The sequence below is a fragment of the Nocardioides lianchengensis genome (assembly GCF_900101465.1).
Classification (GTDB): Bacteria; Actinomycetota; Actinomycetes; order Propionibacteriales; family Nocardioidaceae; genus Nocardioides; species Nocardioides lianchengensis.
In genome coordinates, this window is sequence record NZ_FMZM01000017.1 from 90820 (window position 1) to 110070 (window position 19251).

At 73.4% G+C, this 19251-nt stretch carries 13 protein-coding genes and 1 riboswitch; of the genes, 5 read left to right on the top strand and 8 right to left on the bottom strand.

What is annotated here, in order from left to right; translation table 11 throughout:
- Positions 1–9: 9 nt before the first annotated feature.
- The 4 genes from ftsR to gcvP all read left to right on the top strand — a co-directional run bounded on the left by ftsR (position 10) and on the right by gcvP (position 5189).
- Positions 10–744 (top strand): transcriptional regulator FtsR, encoded by a 735-nt coding sequence (ftsR, locus tag BLT76_RS24035; protein ID WP_425287104.1) that lies wholly within the window; start codon positions 10–12, stop codon positions 742–744.
- Between the two features lie 41 nt (positions 745–785).
- Positions 786–1253 carry a bifunctional nuclease family protein gene (locus tag BLT76_RS24040; RefSeq protein WP_090860844.1) on the top strand — a complete coding sequence of 156 codons (468 nt, stop codon included), beginning with the start codon at positions 786–788 and terminating at the stop codon, positions 1251–1253.
- Positions 1254–1436: 183 nt separating this feature from the next.
- Positions 1437–2030 carry a MerR family transcriptional regulator gene (locus tag BLT76_RS24045; protein WP_090860845.1) on the top strand — a complete coding sequence of 198 codons (594 nt, stop codon included), beginning with the start codon at positions 1437–1439 and terminating at the stop codon, positions 2028–2030.
- Between the two features lie 115 nt (positions 2031–2145).
- Positions 2146–2245, top strand: a riboswitch (glycine riboswitch).
- A 76-nt stretch (positions 2246–2321) separates the two neighbouring features.
- On the top strand, positions 2322–5189 hold the full coding sequence (gcvP, locus tag BLT76_RS24050) for an aminomethyl-transferring glycine dehydrogenase (protein ID WP_090860846.1): 2868 nt from the start codon (positions 2322–2324) through the stop codon (positions 5187–5189).
- A 64-nt stretch (positions 5190–5253) separates the two neighbouring features.
- Here the strand turns inward: gcvP and BLT76_RS24055 are convergent, their stop codons facing one another.
- From BLT76_RS24055 to pepN, 7 genes are all read right to left on the bottom strand, one after another.
- A complete protein-coding gene (locus tag BLT76_RS24055; protein WP_090860847.1) occupies positions 5254–5778 on the bottom strand; it encodes a hypothetical protein in 525 nt (174 codons plus the stop codon).
- Between the two features lie 67 nt (positions 5779–5845).
- Positions 5846–7249, bottom strand: a complete 1404-nt coding sequence (locus BLT76_RS24060) for a metallopeptidase TldD-related protein (RefSeq protein ID WP_090860848.1) — start codon at positions 7247–7249, stop codon at positions 5846–5848.
- The gene (locus BLT76_RS24065) at positions 7249–8772 is read right to left on the bottom strand and encodes a TldD/PmbA family protein (RefSeq protein WP_090860849.1); all 1524 of its coding nucleotides are present in this window, start codon (positions 8770–8772) and stop codon (positions 7249–7251) included. Before BLT76_RS24065 ends, BLT76_RS24060 begins: the two co-directional genes overlap by 1 nt.
- A gap of 23 nt (positions 8773–8795) precedes the next feature.
- Positions 8796–11726 carry an AAA family ATPase gene (locus BLT76_RS24070; protein ID WP_090860850.1) on the bottom strand — a complete coding sequence of 977 codons (2931 nt, stop codon included), beginning with the start codon at positions 11724–11726 and terminating at the stop codon, positions 8796–8798.
- Complete coding sequence (locus BLT76_RS24075) at positions 11726–12901, bottom strand: exonuclease SbcCD subunit D (RefSeq protein ID WP_090860851.1); 1176 nt, start codon at positions 12899–12901, stop codon at positions 11726–11728. Before BLT76_RS24075 ends, BLT76_RS24070 begins: the two co-directional genes overlap by 1 nt.
- A 58-nt stretch (positions 12902–12959) precedes the next feature.
- A complete protein-coding gene (locus BLT76_RS24080; protein WP_090860852.1) occupies positions 12960–13787 on the bottom strand; it encodes a formate dehydrogenase accessory sulfurtransferase FdhD in 828 nt (275 codons plus the stop codon).
- The gene (pepN, locus tag BLT76_RS24085) at positions 13784–16246 is read right to left on the bottom strand and encodes an aminopeptidase N (RefSeq protein ID WP_090860853.1); all 2463 of its coding nucleotides are present in this window, start codon (positions 16244–16246) and stop codon (positions 13784–13786) included. The genes BLT76_RS24080 and pepN overlap by 4 nt, the downstream gene beginning before the upstream one ends.
- Before the next feature lie 129 nt (positions 16247–16375).
- On the opposite strand from pepN, the gene BLT76_RS24090 reads away from it, so the two are divergent.
- Positions 16376–18148, top strand: coding sequence for a SpoIVB peptidase S55 domain-containing protein (locus tag BLT76_RS24090; protein WP_139175848.1), 1773 nt, complete (start codon positions 16376–16378; stop codon positions 18146–18148).
- A gap of 63 nt (positions 18149–18211) precedes the next feature.
- Here BLT76_RS24090 and BLT76_RS24095 read toward each other — a convergent pair whose 3' ends face one another.
- Positions 18212–19210, bottom strand: coding sequence for an NADP-dependent oxidoreductase (locus BLT76_RS24095; RefSeq protein WP_090860854.1), 999 nt, complete (start codon positions 19208–19210; stop codon positions 18212–18214).
- Positions 19211–19251 lie beyond the last annotated feature (41 nt).

Consider the following 19251-nt stretch of genomic DNA (forward strand, 5'->3'; position numbering starts at 1 on the left):
CCCGTGGCCGTGACGGCGCCGACCCCGGGCTCGTCCCGGGGCCGGATGAACATCGGGGAGGTGCTCGACCTCCTGCGTCCCGACTTCCCGGGCATCACCATCCCGAAGATCCGGTTCCTCGAGGACAAGGGCCTGATCAAGCCCGACCGCACGCCGTCGGGCTACCGGAAGTTCTCGGCCGAGGACGTCGAGCGGCTGCGCTACGTGCTGCGCATGCAGCGCGACCACTACCTCCCGCTGAAGGTGATCGGAGAGCACCTCGACGCGATCGATCGCGGCCTCGAGCCGCCGCCGATCGACGCCGTGGTCCCCACGGTCCCGCGGGTCGCGCTCGCGGCCGACGGGCTGCCCTCGCCTGAGTCCTTCCGCCGCAGTGACCAGCTGCGGCTCTCCCGGCGCGAGCTGGTCAAGATCGCCGAGATCTCCGAGGACCTCCTCGACCAGCTCGAGCAGTTCGGCCTGATCTCGCCGCGCCCCGGCACCGGTCACTACGACACCGACTGCCTGGTCATCGCCCAGACCGCCCGCGAGCTCGCCGACTTCGGCTTCGAGCCACGCCACCTGCGTGCGTTCAAGACCGCCGCCGACCGCGAGGTCGGCCTGGTCGAGCAGGTCGTCGCCCCCCACAAGCGCGGCCGGGACGCCGCCGCCAAGGCCCGCGCCGAGGAGGCCGTGAGCGAGATCGCCGCGCTCTCGGTCCGGCTGCACGCGACGCTGGTGAAGGCCGGTCTGCGCTCGTCGTAGGGCCGTCGGGGCCATGTCGTCGGCCGGAGTAGGGTGGCGATGTGCGCGAAGTGGATGTCATGGGTGTCCGGGTGGAGATGCCGTCGAACCAGCCCATCGTGCTGCTGCGCGAGGTCTCGGGGGAGCGCTACCTGCCGATCTGGATCGGCGCTGTGGAGGCGACCGCGATCGCCTTCGCCCAGCAGGGAGTGGTGCCGCCCCGGCCGCTGACGCACGACCTGATGAAGGACGTGCTCGAGGCGACCGGCAACGAGCTGACCGAGGTCCGGATCACCGACGTCAAGGACGGCGTCTTCTTCGCGACGCTGGTCTTCGGGTCCGGCGCCGAGGTGAGTGCGCGGCCGTCCGACTCGATCGCCCTGGCGCTGCGGACCGGGACCCGGATCGTCTGCGCCGAGGAGGTCCTCGACGAGGCCGGTCTCGCCGTGCCGGCCGAGCAGGAGGACGAGGTCGAGAAGTTCCGCGAGTTCCTCGACCAGGTCACCCCCGAGGACTTCGAGGCGCAGTAGCCCTCACCCTCAACCTGAGGTTGAGGGTTGCGACACGCCGCCGACATCTTTGACCACCTCCCGGCGGGGGCATACCTTGAACTGTCTCTGTTGTAACTCCACCGCTGTGGTTGCGCCTCGCGCTCGGCTTCAGCACCTTCCCCGGTAGTTACGTGCAAACGGAGTAGACCCCCGGAGGACCGTGTGAACGAGCACGAGCAGGAGCTGAACCCCGAGGCAGCCGCGGCTGTCGAGGCTGCCGACGAGCAGGGGCTCCTCTTCACCGATGACGTGTCGCCGTTGCCCAGCGACACCGGCTACCGGGGTCCGACGGCGTGCAACGCGGCCGGCATCACCTACCGCCAGCTCGACTACTGGGCCCGCACCGGCCTGATCGAGCCGACGGTGCGCGGGGCCAAGGGGTCCGGCTCGCAGCGCCTCTACTCCTTCCAGGACATCCTGCTGCTGAAGGTCGTCAAGCGCCTGCTCGACGCCGGCATCTCGCTGCAGCAGATCCGCACCGCGGTCCAGCACCTGCGCGAGCGGGGGACCGAGGACCTCACCCGGGTCACCCTGATGAGCGACGGCGCCTCGGTCTACGAGTGCACCAGCAACGACGAGGTCATCGACCTGCTCCAAGGTGGGCAGGGCGTCTTCGGCATCGCGATCGGCGGGGTCTGGCGCGAGATCGAGGGCACGCTCGCCGAGCTGCCCAGCGAGCGCACCGCCGAGGACGCTCCGGCCGCGAGCGCCAGCGACGAGCTCGCCGCGCGCCGTGCGGCCCGCAACGCCGGTTGACGATTCGGCGACACATCGACTCGACCACAGGTCGACATATCGACATCTGCGCGGTCCGCCGCCCTTCGGGGTGGCGGACCGTTCGCGTTGCGGCTGGTAGATTCTGATCTGCTGACCATCCCGCGCGGGAGAGTCCTCGACCGGTTCGCCGGGCGGGGCGCCGAAGGGGCAATTCCTCCCCGGAACCTCTCAGGCCACCGGACCGCGTGGAGCAGGCGACTCTGGAGGAGCGACGGTGCTCCGACAGAGGGGGAGGCCGATCGACCCATCTTCTGGATTCGAGGAGCCCCGTTGTCTGACGTCCCATCGCTCGCCGAGCTCGATGCCGCCCTCCCGTTCGTCGACCGCCACGTCGGGCTGTGTCCCGCCGACGTCGACACGATGCTGGCCCGGCTCGGGTTCGACTCGCTCGAGGCCCTGATGGCCGCCGCCGTCCCGGGGGGCATCCGCCCCGCCGCCGAGCTGGACCTGCCGCCGGCCCTCACCGAGGACGAGACCGCCCGGGAGCTCCGGGCCATCGCCGGCGCCAACCGCCCGGGGGAGGCGATGATCGGCCTCGGCTACCACGCCACGCTGACGCCGCCGGTGATCCGGCGCAACGTGCTCGAGGACCCGAGCTGGTACACCGCCTACACGCCGTACCAGCCGGAGATCTCGCAGGGTCGGCTGGAGGCGCTGATCAACTTCCAGACCGTGGTCGGCGACCTCACCGGGCTGCCCACCGCCAACGCGAGCCTGCTGGACGAGGGCACGGCCGCGGCCGAGGCCATGACGCTCGTACGACGGGGCAATCGCAAGGCGTCCGGACCGTTCATCGTCGACGCCGACGCGCTCCCGCAGACCATCGAGGTCGTCCGTACCCGCGCCGAGGCGATGGGCATCGAGGTCGTCGTCGCCGACCTGTCCGCCGGGCTCCCGGAGGGTGAGCTGTCCGGCGTGCTCGTGCAGTACCCCGGCGCGTCGGGCCGGATCCTCGACCCGCGGTCGGTGATCGAGGCGGCCCACGAGCGCAACGCCCTGGCCGTCGTGGCCGCGGACCTGCTCGCCCTGACGCTGCTGGAGTCGCCCGGCGAGCTCGGTGCCGACGTCGTCGTCGGCTCCACCCAGCGCTTCGGTGTCCCGCTCTTCTACGGCGGCCCGCACGCCGGCTACATGGCCGTCGCGGCCGGCCTGGAGCGGCACCTGCCCGGGCGGCTGGTCGGCGTCTCGGTCGACGCCGAGGGCCGCCCGGCGTACCGGCTCGCGCTGCAGACGCGCGAGCAGCACATCCGCCGCGACAAGGCGACCTCCAACATCTGCACCGCCCAGGTGCTGCTCGCCGTGGTCGCCTCGATGTACGCCGTCTACCACGGTCCCGAGGGGCTGCGGGCGATCGCGACGCGCACGCACCGGTACGCCGCGGTGCTGGCCGCCGCCCTCGCCGGGGGCGGTCTGTCGGTCTCGCACGCCGAGTTCTTCGACACCGTCGAGGTGGTCGTGCCGGGCCGGGCGGCCGACGTGGTCGCGAAGGCCCGCGAGCTGGGCCTGCAGCTCCGGCTCGTCGACGCCGACCGGGTGGGGGTCTCGACCTCCGAGTGCACGACCCGCTCCACGCTGGTCCGGCTGCTCGACGCCTTCGGCGTGGAGGCCGACCTGGACGCGGTCGACGCGGCCGCGGGCGAGTCGCTTCCGGAGACCCTGCGGCGGCGGACGCCGTACCTCACGCACGAGGTGTTCTCGACGCACCACAGCGAGACCGCGATGCTGCGCTACCTGCGGCGGTTGTCCGCGCGGGACTACGCGCTGGACCGGGGGATGATCCCGCTCGGCTCCTGCACGATGAAGCTGAACGCCACCACCGAGATGGAGCCGGTGTCGCTGCCGGGCTTCGCCGACCTGCACCCGTTCGCGCCCGCCGAGGACGCCACCGGCTACCTGCAGCTGGTCACCGAGCTGGAGGGCTGGCTGGCCGAGGTCACCGGCTACGACCGGGTGTCGATCCAGCCGAACGCCGGCTCGCAGGGCGAGCTCGCCGGCCTGCTCGCCATCCGTGGCTACCACCGGGCCAACGGAGACGCCACGCGCGACGTCTGCCTGATCCCGTCCTCGGCCCACGGCACCAACGCCGCGTCCGCGGTGATGGCCGGCATGCGGGTAGTGGTCGTCAAGGCCGCCGACGACGGCACCGTCGACCTGGTCGACCTGCGCGCGCAGTGCGAGAAGCACGCCGACGACCTGGCGGCCATCATGGTGACCTACCCGTCGACGCACGGCGCCTACGAGGACACGATCACCGAGCTCTGCGAGGTCGTGCACGCCCACGGCGGCCAGGTGTACGTCGACGGCGCCAACCTCAACGCGCTGCTCGGCTACGCGAAGCCCGGCGAGTTCGGCGGGGACGTCTCCCACCTGAACCTGCACAAGACCTTCTGCATCCCGCACGGCGGCGGTGGTCCCGGGGTCGGACCGGTCGCGGTGCGCGCGCACCTGGCGCCGTACCTGCCGACGCACGGGATGCACCCGGAGGCCGACAAGCGGGCCGGGATCGGTCCGATCAGCGCGGCGCCGTACGGCTCGGCGGGGATCCTGCCGATCTCGTGGGCCTACATCCGGCTGATGGGTGCCGAGGGCCTGACCCGGGCGACCGCGTCGGCGGTGCTGTCGGCCAACTACGTGGCGGCACGGCTCGGCGAGCACTTCCCAGTGCTCTACACCGGTCACGGTGGGCTGGTCGCCCACGAGTGCATCCTCGACGTGCGGGGGCTGACCAAGGAGACCGGCGTGAGCGTCGACGACGTGGCCAAGCGGCTCGTCGACTACGGCTTCCACGCCCCGACCATGTCGTTCCCGGTGGCCGGCACCCTGATGGTGGAGCCGACCGAGTCCGAGGACCTGGCCGAGATCGACCGCTTCTGCGACGCCATGATCGCCATCAAGTCCGAGATCGACCGGGTCGGTGCGGGGGAGTGGAGCCCCGAGGAGTCCCCGCTGCGCGGCGCGCCGCACACGTCGCGGGCCCTGGTCGGCGACTGGGACCGCCCGTACTCCCGCGAGCTGGCCGTCTTCCCGACCGGCGTCGACCCGGACAAGTACTGGCCGCCCGTGGCCCGGATCGACCAGGCGTACGGCGACCGCAACCTGGTCTGCGCCTGCCCGCCCCCCGAGGCCTTCGCCGAGTAGCGCCGAGTCAACAGGAGTTGAGGGCCGAGTCAGCACCAGTAGTGCTGACTCGGCCCTCGACTGGTCAGCCCACGTCCTCCTTGGTGACCTGGACGTCGTAGCGGAAGGCCGGGGCGCAGGTGAGCGGGACCCGGCTCTTGCGGTAGGTCAGGGTCAGGTCGGTGCGGAGGCGGCGGTGGAAGCCGTCCGCGACGATGTGCTGGCCGGCGTCGTCGAACTCGTCGTGGACGGCGATGCGCGGACCGGTCTTCCTGGCCACGCCCGTGACGGCGGCCCGCCGGCCCTGGACCCGGACGGTGGCCTCTACTCGCCGGCCGGCCCACAGGCTCGTCGTGGTGCTCCTCGATCCGTGGACCCCTCCCGCGTCCGGATCGCCGATGACGACGGAGACGGAGTTGCCGTAGGTGTCGTTCTCGTAGACCTCGACCACGACCTGCCTCTCCTTCAGGGTGCCGGTGCAGACGAGGACGACGCCACGCTCCCGGACGGACTCGGGGCCTGCGGTCGCGGAGGCGGGCGTGAACGCCACGCCGGCGACCGTCCCGATCAGGGAGACGGTGGCGAGGGCGAGGCGGGTGGTGCTGTGCATGGTGGTGCTCCTGGTGCGTCGTGTCGGTTGTCGGGAGGGATACGCCCGACCACGGCACCGGGTTGCGTCACTGCGCCTGCGACACGCTCGACATGTTGAAGTCCGGGACCCGCAGGGCGGGGGTCGCCGTACGGGAGAAGTAGTCGTCGCCCCACTCGCGGCTGAAGCTCGGGACCGTCGCGGACGCGTGGGTGAACCGGCCGAGCAGGTCGATCGGGCTCTCGTTGAACCGGAAGTTGTTGACCGCGCCGGTGATCTCGCCGTTCTCGACGAGGTAGACGCCGTCGCGGGTGAGCCCGGTGAGGAGCAGCGACTGCGGGTCGACCTCGCGGATGTACCAGAGGCAGGTCAGCAGCAGGCCGCGCTCGGTGCCGGCGACCAGGTCCTCGACGGAGCCGGTGGCGCCGTCGACGCTCAGCACCAGGTTGTCGATGGCCGGGGTGACCGGCTGCGAGGTCATCGCGGCGGAGTGCCGGGTCTGCAGCAGCGCGGTCAGCTCGCCGTCGCGGATCCAGTCGGTGCGCACCAGGGGCAGGCCGTTGTCGAAGACGCTGGACTCGTTGCCGGAGCGCGAGGCCACGGCGAAGGGCGCGCACTCCAGGGCGGGGTACGACGGATCGGAGAACAGACCGACCCCGGGGTGGGCGATCCGCTCGCCGATCCGGGTGCCGGCGCCGCGCCGGCTGTAGACCGACTGGCCCTCCCAGGCGACCCGGGCGCCGGCGTACCAGTAGGCGTCGATCATCAGGTCGGCGACCGCGGTCGGCGGCAGGATGGTGTCGTAGCGGCCGGCCGGCAGCGCGACCTGCCGAGCGCCCCAGCCGAGCCGCTGCGCGAGCGTGGCGTCCATGGCGAGCGCGTCGACGTCGGTGAAGTCGCGGGTGGCGCCCCCGACCCAGGCGCTCTGGGTGAGGTCGGCCGTCTTGCCGGTGCAGCCGTAGTGGCCGGTCGGCTGGACGTGCCGCAGCCGGAGCCCGGTCGTCGAGCCGAGGTAGGTGGTGGTGACCTCGTGGTTGACGAAGCCGTAGAGGACGCGGTCGGCCGCCGTGGCCCGGCCGAAGGCCTCGCCCAGCGCGGGGGCGAAGGCGTCGTACACGTGGACGTCGGTGGGGACCGACCCGTCGGCCCAGTCGGGGGAGACCCGGTCGCGGACCAGGTCGGCGGCGTCCTCGGCGGGTGATCCCGCCCGGGCGGCGGCGTCGGCGGCCTCCACGAGCGCGGTGACCTGGGCCTGGGTGGTCGCGCTGCCGGTGACCGAGCCGGTCGAGACACCGGCGGCGGTGCGGACGAACGAGATCACCGTGACGGTCACGCCGTGCATCACGCCGTTCGTGGTCAGGGTGTTGTTGGCCCAGCGCAGGTTGGCACTGGTCTTGTCGTGGACGAGGACGACGCAGTCGTCGGCCAGCGTGGTGGCGACCGCGTGCTCGACGAAGGACTGGGGGGACAGCGTCGACTGCTGGGTGGTCATCAGTGGCCCGCCTCGTCGGTGGTGTTGAGGATGTTGACGCCGCGGAAGAGCGACGTCGGGCAGCCGTGGCTCACCGACGCCACCTGCCCGGGTTGGGCCTTGCCGCAGTTGAACGCGCCGCCCAGCACCCAGGTGTCCGGACCGCCGACCGCCTCCAGCGACCCCCAGAACTCCGTGGTGGTGGCCTGGTAGGCGACGTCGCGCACCTGCCCGACCAGCTCGCCGTCCCGGATCCGGTAGAAGCGCTGACCGGTGAACTGGAAGTTGAAGCGCTGCATGTCGATCGACCAGCTCTTGTCGCCCACGACGTAGAGGCCGCGCTCGACCCGGCCGATCAGCTCCTCGGTGCTCGGGCCATCGGGAGCGGGCTGGAGGCTGACGTTGGCCATCCGCTGGATGGGGATGTGGCCCGGGGAGTCGGCGTACGCGCAGCCGTTGGAGCGACCGCCGTTGAGCTCCGGCTTCATCAGACCCATCGCGCGGTCGAGCTGGTAGCCGACCAGGACCCCGTTGCGCACGATGTCCCAGGACTGGGTCTCGACCCCCTCGTCGTCGTACCCGACGGTGGCCAGGCCGTGCTCCAGCGTGCGGTCGCCGGTCACGTTCATCACACCGCTGCCGTACTGCAGCGTGCCGAGCTGGTCGTACGTCGCGAACGAGGTGCCGGCGTAGTTGGCCTCGTAGCCGAGCGCGCGGTCGAGCTCGGTGGCATGGCCGATCGACTCGTGGATGGTCAGCCACAGGTTGCTCGGGTGGATCACCAGATCGTGGCTGCCGGCCTCGACGCTCGGGGCCTTCAGCTTCTCGGCGAGCAGCTCGGGGACCTCGTCGACCTCGGCGTCCCAGTCCCAGGCCTCCGGTCCGCGGCCGACGACGTACTCCCAGCCGCGACCGACGGGCGGGGCGATGCTGGCCATCGCGTCGAAGGTGTCGGCGCCGGCGCCCATGGCCTCGAAGCCGGGCTGCATCCGGACCCGCTGCTGGGTGGTGCGGGTGCCGGTGAGGTCGGCGTAGTACTTGTTCTCCAGGACCTGTTGGAGGTACGCCGACGCGTGGTCGACGGCCGCGCCGGTGCGCAGCCGCTCCGTCCACCCGACGAGCACGGCGGCCTTCTCGGCCACGGGGACGTCGAACGGGTTGACGTCGTACGACGACACCCACGTCACGTCGGCGTGCACGGGCTCGGGGGCCAGCTCGACCGGCACCGGGGTCATCGCGGCCGCGACCCGGGCGACCGCGACGGCCGTCTCGGCCACGCGCACCGCCTCCTCGTCGGTGAGGACGACGCCCGACGCGAAGCCCCACGCGCCACCGTGCAGCACCCGGACCGCGAAGCCCAGATCCTCGCGGTCGCTGGCACTCTGCAACACCGCGTCGCGGACGGCGACGTCCTGGTAGCGGACCCGCTCGAAGCGGAAGTCGGCGTGGCTCGCCCCGAGCTCCTGCGCCCGCGCGAGCGCGGTGTCGCCCAGACTGCGGTAGGGGAGCGAGAGGAAGCTGGGATCGACCTGCTGGCCACTCATGCGACCGAACCTACCCGAGGCGATCAGCCCGTGACCGCGATCGTCGAGCCGGTTCGGGCCTTGGTCACGACGAGCTGGGTGGGGATCCGGTCGCGCATCTCCGCGACGTGGCTGACGACGCCGACGACGCGACCCCCGTCGCGCAGCGAGTCGAGCGTGTCGAGCACGTCGTCGAGGGTGTCGGCGTCGAGAGCGCCGAAGCCCTCGTCGACGAACAGGGTGTCGAGGTCGGCGCCTCCGGTCTCCTGGGTGATCACGTCGGCGAGGCCGAGGGCGAGCGCGAGCGACACGACGAAGGTCTCGCCGCCGGAGAGGGTCGCCGGGTCCCGGGACTCGCCGGACCAGTCGTCGCGGATCAGCAGGCTCAGGCCACCACGGGTCTCCCCGGCCCCGCGGTGGCCGGTGTGCTCGAGGGAGTAGCGCTGGTCGCTCATCCGGGCCAGCCGCTCGTTGGCGGCCGCGACGACCTGGGAGAGCCGGTAGGCGAGGACATAGGCGGACAGGCGCATCTGGAGCCGGTTGTCGGGGGCCTTTCCCTCGACGAAGCTCGCCAGGCGGGTGGTCAGGTCGAGCTCGGCGCGCACCGGCGCCCAGCGCTGGAGTGCGCCGCCCAGCTCGGAGACGAGGAGGGAGAGCCGCTCCACGCGACCGGAGCCGGCCTGCTCGGTCGCGCGGGCGGTGGTGAGGGCGCGATGGGCCCGGTCGTGGGCGCGGGTGAGCGCCCGGAGGTCGGGCGGCGGGAAGAGGCCGACCTGGTCGGCGCCGGGCTCGGCGAGGATCGCCTCGGCGTTGGCGAGCCGGCGGTCGTGGTCGGCCACCTGGGCGGCGAGCCGCTCGAGCACGTCGGGCGCGAGCGCCGCGGCGGCCGCGGCGGCCGGGTCGTCGAACCCGGCGTCCCGGGCTGCGGCGTCGAGGGCGGTCGCGGACTCCGACGCCCGGGCCGCGGCCGCGTCGCGGGCGTCGAGGGCCAGCAGGAGGGCGCGGGCGTCCCGGTCCCGGTCGTGGAGGTCGGCCTCGAGGTCGTCGAGGGATCCGTGGGGCGTGGGCTCCAGCAGCCGGGTCACCTCGGCCCGGTGGGAGACGGCCTCCTGGCCGAGCAGGCGCAGGGACGCGGTGGTCTCGGCCGCGTCGGCCTCCAGTCGGCGGGCGGTCTCGGCGGTCGCAGCGAGCTCGGACTCGGTCGCGGCGAGCGTCCGCTCCAGGCCGGGGACGCCGGCGGCGGTCGCGCGGAGGCCGCCGTGCCGGGCACGGAGCTCGTCGAGCTCGGCGGGGTCGCCGGCTCGCTCGGTGACGACGGCGTGGCGGGTGGCGAGGTCGCGGGCCTCCTCCTCCCGGAGGTGCTCGAGCGCGGCGGCCGCGTCGACGGCCTTGTGGGCGGCCTTCTCGGCGGACGCATCCGGTGCGTCCGCCGACCGGGCCGCCTTGTGGGGGTGCTCATGGGAGCCGCAGACCGGGCAGCTCTCGCCCACCACGAGCGCGTGGGCGATCTCAGCGGCCATGCCCTCCAGCCGGGCCTGACGCAGGTCCAGCCAGGTCGTACGACGGGTCAGGGTCTGCTCGCGCGCCTCGGCGTGCTCGGCCCGGGCCCGCTCCAGCAGGGCGGTCAGCCCGGTCGGCCCGCTCAGCTCGTCGTGGGCGGCCAGCCGGGCGGCGGCCGACTCGACCGTCGCCGCGGCAGCGCGGGCCTCCTCGAGAGACTCCCGCAGCGTGGCGATCCGGGTCGGGAGCTCACCGGACCGCTCGCTCGCCACCCGGAGGGCCTCGGTGACCTCACGGCCGTGCTCCTGCAGCTCGGCGAGCCGCTGGTCGAGCTCGACCAGCCGGTCGGCCCGCGGCCGGAGCGCCCGCACGCGCGCGGAGGCGTCCGCCAGCTCGGCCACGGTGGTCTCCACGGACGTGCGCTCGACCCCGACCGGTACGTCGGCCGCCGCGACCTCGTGGGCCTCCCGCGCGGCACGCGCGACCCGCCACAGCGGCATGACCGACGCCGCCCGCCGACCGGCGTCGACCCGCTCGCGGGCGGAGGCGTGCTCGTCGGCGGCACCGATGAGCAGGGCGTGCTCGGCCGCGGCCGCCTCGACCCGCGCCTGCTGGTCGGCGGTCGCCCGACCGGAGTCGAGGGCGGAGCGGGCCGACCGCTCGACCTGGGTCGCCGCGTGGGTCGCCGCCGCCGAGCCGGCCAGGGCGCCGCGCGCCTCGGCGAGCAGGCGGTCCGACCACGAAGCCAGCGACCCGGCCTCGGCCGGGGCCGTCAGGTCGCGCACGTCCCACTCGTCGGGCAGGGGCGTGGTCGCCGCTTCCGAGACCCGGCTGACCAGGTCGGCGACGTCCTGGTGAGCGGTCTCCGACGAGCGCCGCAGCTCGAGGCGGCGGTCGCGCAGCCACCGCTCGACGTCCTCGAACCGGCCGGTGCGGAAGAGCCGCTGGAGCAGCTGGTGGCGCTCCTCCGAGCGCGAGCGCAGGAAGGCCTGGAAGCGCCCCTGGGGGAGCATCGCGACCTGGGTGAACTGGGTGAGGTTCATGCCGACGAGACGGCTGATCAGGTGGCCGGCCTCGTCGAGGCGGCTGGTGAGCGGCGCCCACTCGCCGGAGATCCGCTCGGAGACCGTGACCGAGGCCTGCTGGGAGGTGGTGCCCGAGCCGCGCTTCTTGGGTCGCTCCCACGCGGGGGAGCGGACCAGTCGGAAGCGACGTCCGGACAGGGTCGCCTCGAGGGTGACCCGGGGGGCGACTCCCGAGGCGGCCTGATCGGACCGCAGCCGGCGCGCGGTCGCGCGGTCACCGGGGACGTCGCCGTAGAGCGCGAAGCAGACCGCGTCGAGGACGCTGGTCTTGCCGGCGCCGGTCGGGCCGGAGAGCAGGAAGAGCCCGGCACCGGAGAGCTGGTCGAAGTCGACCTCGACCGTGTCGGGGAACGGGCCGAAGGCGGTGATCTCGAGGTGGTGCAGGCGCATCAGTCGTCCTCCCCGCTCTCGGTGAAGACGGTGTCGACGTCGGGGTCGTCGCAGCAGGCGTCGACGGCACGGAACAGCAGCGTCGTCTCCTCCTCGGTCGGCGCGACCCCGCGCAGGTCGGTCATGAACTCGTGGGCGACGTCGTGGTCGGTGCGGCCGTGGGTGCGCGCGGCCGGCAGCGCGCCCAGACCCGGCACCGCGGCCTCGAAGCCGAGCAGCAGGGTGTGGGGGAAGCGGTCGCGCAGCCGGTCCATCGCCCGGGTCGGACGCACGGCGTCGGTGAGGGTGACCTGAACCCAGGCGTCCTCGTGGACGGCCAGAGCGGGGTCGACCAGCAGCGCGTCCAGCTCGCCGCGCAGCCGGGCGAGCCGGCGCGGGACCGGGGCCTCGACGAACGTCGCGGAGGTGACGCCCGCGGGGCCGAGGTCGACCAGCCAGGAGCCCTTGCGCTGATCGGCCTCCGAGAACGAGTAGGCCAGCGGCGATCCGCTGTAGCGCACCGCGTCAGTGAGCGTGTGAGGGCCGTGGAGGTGGCCCAGCGCGGTGTAGGAGATCCCGTCGAACACCGACGTCGGCACCCGGGAGACGCCGCCGACGCTGATGTCGCGCTCGGAGTCACTGGGCTCGGCGCCGGCCACGAAGGCGTGGGCGAGGACGACCGAGCGGGTGGCGGCGGAGCGGCCCGTCAGGTCGGAGCGGACCCGCCGCATCGCCTCGGCCAGGGCCGCCTCGTGGGAGCGGGCGGCCAGGCCCCAGGGCTCGCGGACCGCGTCGGGGTCGAGGTAGGGGATGCCGTGGATCGCGACCGGGCCGTGCTCGTCCTCCAGCAGCACCGGCGTGCCGACCCGGCCCGCGTCGGTGCGGATGAAGACGCCCGCCGCGTCGATCAGCCGCGAGCTGAAGCCGAGCCGCTGCGCGGAGTCGTGGTTGCCGCTCGTCAGGACGACCTGGGCCCGGGAGGCGGCCAACCGGGCGAGGGCCTCGTCGGCCAGTCGGACCGCGTCGACGTGGGGGAGGGCGCGGTCGTAGACGTCGCCGGCCACCAGCACCACGTCGACCCGCTCGGAGTCGACCACCTCGAGCAGGTGGTCGACGTACGCCGCCTGGTGGGTCAGCATCCCCTCGCGGTGGAACGACCGGCCGAGGTGCCAGTCGGAGGTGTGGAGGAGGCGCACAGGACGAACCTAGGAGGCGGCACCGACAAGCCGGCGTCCCCACGCCGGGTGTGATCGATCAGGCGTAGCGGACGCAGCGCTCGGACGACGTGAACCCGTAGAGCACCAGGCCCGCCTCCTCGGCCAGCCGCACCGAGAGGCTGGTGGGGGCGCCGACCGCGACCAGCGAGCCGGTGCCGGCGGCCACGGCCTTCTGGACGAGCTCGAAGCCCGCCCGTCCGCTGACGACCAGGCAGGCGCCGGCCACCGGCTCGCCCGCGAGCAGCCGCGCCCCGGTCACCTTGTCGACGGCGTTGTGGCGGCCGACGTCCTCGCGGACCACCAGCACCCGTCCGTCGGCGTCGGCGAGCGCCGCGGCGTGCACGCCCCCGGTGCGGCCGAACACCTGCTGGTGCTCGCGCAGCCGACCGGGCAGGGTGCGCACGACGTCCGGCGCCGGCACGGGACCCGCCCACCGCGCGCCCCGTGGTACGTCGAGGACCGCGGCGACGCTGTCCTTGCCGCAGACCCCGCAGGCCGACGACCCGCTGGAGGCGGCGTTGTGCCGGTGCCCGGGGTCGGCTGCGGGCGGACCGTCGAGGGCCACGGTGACGACGTTGAACTCCTGCTCGGCCGTCAGCGCCTCGTCGGTGCAGTAGGCGACCCCGTGGACGGCGGACCCGGCGCCGACGACCCCCTCGTGCCGCAGCCAGCCGGCCGCAAGCTCGAAGTCGTGGCCCGGCGTCCGCATGGTCACCCAGACCCGCCGGGCGGCGACCCCCGGCCACTCCAGACGGATCTCCAGGGGCTCCTCGGTGGCCAGCCGGTCCTCGTGCCGTCGTACGGCGTCGCCGATCAGCTCCTGCACGCGGGCCCGCACGGTCGGGCCGGGGCGACGCGCCTTCATGACGGGTACGCCGCCCGCACGGCCACCATCCGCGCCAACCGGTCGCCCGCGTCGAGGACCCGGCGGCGCACGGTGGGGTCGAGGCCGGTCGACGAGGCCACCGCCGCGACCCGGTCCACCGTGGCGCGGTCGAGCGCGGTCGCGGGGAAGAACGCCTCGGTCGCCTCGCCCAGCACCCAGCCGCTGTGCACGGCCGCCAGCCCGGGCAGGGCGGCGAAGAAGCGCTCGACGTACGGCGTGGTCAGCGACTCCTGACCGGGCTGCCACATCCCGAGCCCGGCCGCCTCGATCTCGTAGTTGGTCGCGTCGACCTCGCCGCTGAACCGCGCCCAGGCGAACTCCTTGGCCGCAGCCGTCGGGAGCGACGACATCGCCCGGGTGTGCTCGACCCGGGTCTGCGAGGTGGGCCCGGCGTCGAGCTCGGCGTCGAGCTCGGCCGGGTCGGTGGCCCCGAGGACGGCCAGCCGGTGCAGCGCCCGCCAGCGCAGCTCGAGGTCGGGGTCGATGCCGTCCGGGGCGGAGCCCAGCCAGCCGCGGAGGGTGGCCTCGTCGCCGGCCGAGCGGATCGCTGTGCGGAAGGCGGCGAGCTGCAGCTCGGAGCCGGACTCGGCGGCCGTCAGCCGGTCGAGCGCGGCGGCGTGCACGCGGGCGACCGAGCCGGGTGGGCAGAGTGGCAGCAGCACCTGGAAGACCCAGGGCAGGGTGCGCCGCGGGTTGGCCCGCTGCGGCGTGTCCTCGGTGTCCTCGACCGGCAGGTGGGCCACGACCAGGTCGAGCACGTCCGCGGGGTCGAGCACGCCGACGTGCAGTCCCTCGCGCACGCCGTTCCACACGCCCGAGCGCAGCAGCGGGTCGCTCACGCGCGGGAGCAGGTCGACCAGGGCGCGGAGCGTCGCCGGGTCGGGCGGGACGACGGCCCAGGTCTCGCCGTACGGGTCGACGAGGACCGGCGTGCCGCCCGCGTCGTACGACGTCTCGGGACCGGCCACCGTGACCGGCTCCAGTCGCCAGGCGTCGTCGGCCGCGTCGTGGACGGCGACCCGGAAGGTGTGGGCGCGGTCGGCGGGCGAGCCCGCCGGGGGAGTACGGCGGAGCACGCCGGCCGTCCGGTCGAGCACGATCGTGTCGGCGCCGGCCGTGCGCAGCCACTCGGACGTCACGGCCGAGAGGTCGCCCGCACCGACCCGCTCCCAGCTGCCGAGCAGGTCGGCCATCGTGGCGTTGCCGAACCGGTGCCGCTCGAGGTGGTCGACCACGCCGCCCAGGAAGACCGGGTCGCCGAGCGACGTCGCGAGCTGACGCAGGATCGTCGAGCCCTTGGCGTAGGAGATGCCGTCGAAGTCCTGGAGCGCGGCGACCGCGTCGACCGCGCCGTTGCCGGCGACGGGGTGGGTGCCGGGGCCGAGGTCGGCGGTGAGGCCCCACAGCCGCCGGGCGTAGGCGTTGTCGACCCAGGCCTCGGCGTACTCGGTCGCGTCGGCGGCGACCCGGTTGCCGAGGTACTCGGCGAAGGACTCGTTGAGCCACAGGTCGTCCCACCACCGCGGCGTCACGATGTTGCCGAACCACTGGTGGGCCATCTCGTGGGCGATGGTGGAGGCCCGGTTGAGCCGGGTGCCGCGGGTGACCCGGGAGTCGAAGACCATCGAGTCGCGGAAGGTCACGCAGCCGGGGTTCTCCATCGCGCCGGCGTTGAACTCGGGGACGAAGGCCTGGTGGTAGGCCCCGAACGGGTAGCGGATCCCGAACAGCCGGTGCAGCTCGTCGAAGCACTGGCCGGTCAGCGTCACCAGCTCCTCGGCGTCCGCCTCGAGCCCGGCGGCCAGGCTCTGCCGCGCGCTGAGGCCGAGCGGGATGCCGTCGTGCTCGGCGTGGATCACGTGGTACGGCCCGGCCACCAGGGTCACGAAGTACGTCGACAGCGGCTGCGTGGTCGCCAGCTCCCACAGGCCCGGCTCCACCTGCGTGGCGGCGCCGTTGCCGATCACCGTCCAGTCGAGCGGCGCCCGCACGTGGAAGGTGTACGGCGCCTTCAGGTCCGGCTGGTCGAAGCAGGCGAAGATCGTGGGGGCGGCGTCCATGAAGGACATCCCGTAGACGTAGTGCCGGCCGTCGGCTGGGTCGACGCTGCGGTGCAGGCCCTCGCCGTCGTTGCGGAACGGCATCACCGCGTCGACCACGAGCTCGTTCGCGCCCTCGAGGGTCTCCAGCGGCAGCCGGCCGCGCTCGAGGAGGTCGGGGTCGAGCGGGGTGCCGTTGAGCCGCAGCGCGTTGACCCGGACCGGCTTGAGGTCGAGGAAGGTCGGGCCGCCTCGGCTGGTGAAGGCGATGGTGGTCACCGAGCCGAAGGTCGCCTCGTCGGAGGCCAGGTCGAGGCGGACGTCGTACCCCTGGACCTCGAGGAGGGCGGCCCGGGCACGGGCCTCGGTGTGCTGAAGGCTCCGAGCGGTCGAGGTCACAGCCTCACCCTAGGGTTTGGGGTGGGTTCTCCCGTTCCGGGGGCGGGGACCCGGTGCTTTACCTAGGCTTCGCCTTCCGCGGACCCGATGACCGTCGTGGCCGCCCTCGCACTCGGAAGGTGTTCCCCCATGTCCCTGATCCACCGCCGCCACCGGATGGTGTCGTTGGCGACCGTGGCCGCCCTGGCCCTAGGCCTGCCGGCCGTCGGGTCCTCGCTCGGGTCCCCGGCGCAGGCGGCCGACCCGACCGCGGACTGCAAGCAGGCGTTCCCGGTGGACGAGCTCGCCGCCGAGGACGAGGTCACCGGGCTGACCGTCACGCGCGGGACCACGCCGGTGGGCTTCACCGGCACGGTCCTGGGAGTCCTGGAGGACGGCATCGCCCCCGACGTCGACATGATCATGGTCGACGTCGAGATGCCCGAGTTCACCCGCACCGGCGGCATCTGGCAGGGCATGTCGGGCTCGCCGGTCTACGCCCAGGACGGTCGCCTCATCGGCGCCGTCGCCTACGGCCTGTCCGCCGGCCCCTCGCCGATCGCCGGCGTCACGCCCTTCGAGGACATGGACGACTACCTCGCCGCCACCCCGGCCAGCCGCGTCCCGCTGCGCGGTGCGGCGGCCCGCAAGGTCGCCGCCACCGCCGGCATCAGCACGGCGAAGGCCGCCCAGGGCTTCCGCGAACTGCCCATGCCGCTGGGCGTCTCCGGCCTCTCGGCGCGCCGCCTGGCCCAGTTGCAGACCAAGGGTCCCGCGTTCCTCGACAAGAGCACCTACCTGCTCGGCCGGGCCTCGGCCCAGGCCGCGGGCCCGGAGACCCTGGTCGCCGGCGGCAACCTCGGCGTCTCGGCGGCGTACGGCGACGTCGCGTTGGCCGGCGTCGGCACGGTGACCTCGGTCTGCAACGGCCGGGTGGTCGGCTTCGGTCACCCGATGGTGCTGCTGGGCGCCACGACGATGGGCCTGCACCCGGCCGACGCGATCTACGTGCAGCCGGACTCGCTCGGCTCGCCGTTCAAGGTCGCGAACCTGGCGCCGGCGGTCGGCACCATCACCGACGACCGGACCACGGGCGTCACCGGCACCTTCGGCGCCCCGCCGTCGGCGGCGACCATCACCTCGACGGTCACCTACGGCACCCGCGCCCGCACCGGCCGCACCGCCGTCTCGGTCCCGGACTTCCTCGCCGAGGCGAGCCTCTACCAGTTGATCGCCAACCAGGACCGGGTCATCGACGGGCCCGCCAAGGGCACCTCGCTGCTCACCTGGCGGATCACCGGCACCGAGGGCTCCAAGCCTTTCGCACTGGCCTTCACCGACCGCTTCACCAGCACCGACCTGGGCCTGGAGGCCCACATGGGGGTGGCCGAGCTGGTCTACTCCCTCGGCCAGCTGGACGGCGTCAAGATCACGTCCGTCTCCGCCAAGGCCGCGGTCACCAACGACCTGCGCCGGCACGCGATCAGCGCGGTCGAGCAGAAGCGCGGCGGCCAGTGGGTCAAGATCACCCGGCGCTCGCCGGCCTTCGGCCGCGCCGGCAAGTCGATCCGGCTCCGCGTGGTCGTCGGCGGCCGCGCCGGCAAGCAGGTCCTGCCCCTGAAGCCGATCAAGCTGCCCAAGCGCTCCCCGGGCCTGCTGATGCTGGTCGCCCAGGGCGGCGACGGCGCCTACACCGACACCTCCGGATCCTCGGTGGCGAAGGTCCGTACGGCCCTGGCCGCCCAGGTCCGGCACGACCAGGTCCAGGTCCAGGTCGGCACGCCGAACAAGATGGACTTCGGCGGTGAGGAGGAGGAGTACCTCATGGGCCGGCGCAAGGTCTCGTTCGTCCGCACCCAGAAGACCGCCCCGCTCGGGCACGTGGTCAGCGGCATGAAGATGCTCACGGTGCTGGTCGGCTGAGCGCCGTCCACCGACCGTGAGCGAGGGCCGGGTCAGCACCGCGGGTGCTGACCCGGCCCTTCGTCACAGGCGGACGAGCATCTTGCCGGTGTTGGCGCCGGAGAGCACCCCGAGGAACGCGTCGACCGTTCGGTCGAGGCCGTCCTCGAACGTCTCCCGATAGGAGAGCTCACCCGCCGCGAGCCAGGCCCCGGCCCGCTCGTAGAACTCACCTGCGACGTCGGCGTGGTCGGTGACGATGAAGCCACGCAGGCTGAGCCGCTTGCTGATCATCATCATCAGGTTCCGGGGTCCCGGCGCGGGCGCCTCGGCGTTGTAGTCGGCGATCATCCCGCAGGCGGCGATCCGGCCGAAGTCGGCCATCGAGAAGATCGCGGCCTCGAGGTGGTCGCCCCCGACGTTGTCGAAGTAGACGTCGACCGGGCCGTGCTCGGCCAGCTGCCGGCCGATCCTGCCGGCCTTGTAGTCGAGGCCGACGTCGTACCCCAGCTCGCCGGTGAGCCACGCGACCTTCTCCGGTCCGCCCGCCGAGCCGATGACCGTCGTCGCGCCGAGCTTGCGGGCGAGCTGGCCGGCGATCGAGCCGACGGCACCGGCGGCGCCCGAGACGAAGACCGTGTCGCCCTCGCGCACCTCGGCGATCCGGGTCAGCCCGACGTACCCCGTGAGGCCGGGCATGCCGAGCACCCCGAGGTACGCCGAGGCGGGGACCTGGGAGACGTCGACCTTGCGGAAGGCCCGGGCCGGGCCGCGGGCGTGCTCGCGCCAGCCGAGCTGGTGCAGCACGGTGTCTCCCGGCTGCAGCGAGTCGTCGCCCGAGGCGACGACCTCGCCGACCGCGCCGCCGTCGAGCGCGGCGTCGAGCCGGAACGGCGGGACGTAGGACTTCACGTCGTTCATCCGCCCGCGCATGTAGGGGTCGACCGACAGCACCGTGTTGCGGACCAGCACCTCGCCAGGGCCGGGATCGTCGAGCTCGACCTCGACGGTGCGGAAGTTGTCGGGCGTCGGCCAGCCCTGCGGGCGGGAGGCCAGGTGGATCTCGCGGGTCGTGGTGGTCATGCGCTCGATCCTGACAGGTGCCGGAAGGCAGGTCGGGTGCT

Excerpts from the sequence above, each read along its gene's own strand:
- BLT76_RS24065 (WP_090860849.1), bottom strand. The coding sequence starts at position 8,772 with ATGAGTGGCCAGCAGGTCGATCCCAGCTTCCTCTCGCTCCCCTACCGC.
- BLT76_RS24055 (WP_090860847.1), bottom strand. The coding sequence starts at position 5,778 with ATGCACAGCACCACCCGCCTCGCCCTCGCCACCGTCTCCCTGATCGGG.
- BLT76_RS24095 (WP_090860854.1), bottom strand. The coding sequence starts at position 19,210 with ATGACCACCACGACCCGCGAGATCCACCTGGCCTCCCGCCCGCAGGGC.
- BLT76_RS24090 (WP_139175848.1), top strand. The coding sequence starts at position 16,376 with ATGTCCCTGATCCACCGCCGCCACCGGATGGTGTCGTTGGCGACCGTG.
- BLT76_RS24080 (WP_090860852.1), bottom strand. The coding sequence starts at position 13,787 with ATGAAGGCGCGTCGCCCCGGCCCGACCGTGCGGGCCCGCGTGCAGGAG.
- BLT76_RS24060 (WP_090860848.1), bottom strand. The coding sequence starts at position 7,249 with ATGACCACCCAGCAGTCGACGCTGTCCCCCCAGTCCTTCGTCGAGCAC.
- BLT76_RS24070 (WP_090860850.1), bottom strand. The coding sequence starts at position 11,726 with ATGCGCCTGCACCACCTCGAGATCACCGCCTTCGGCCCGTTCCCCGAC.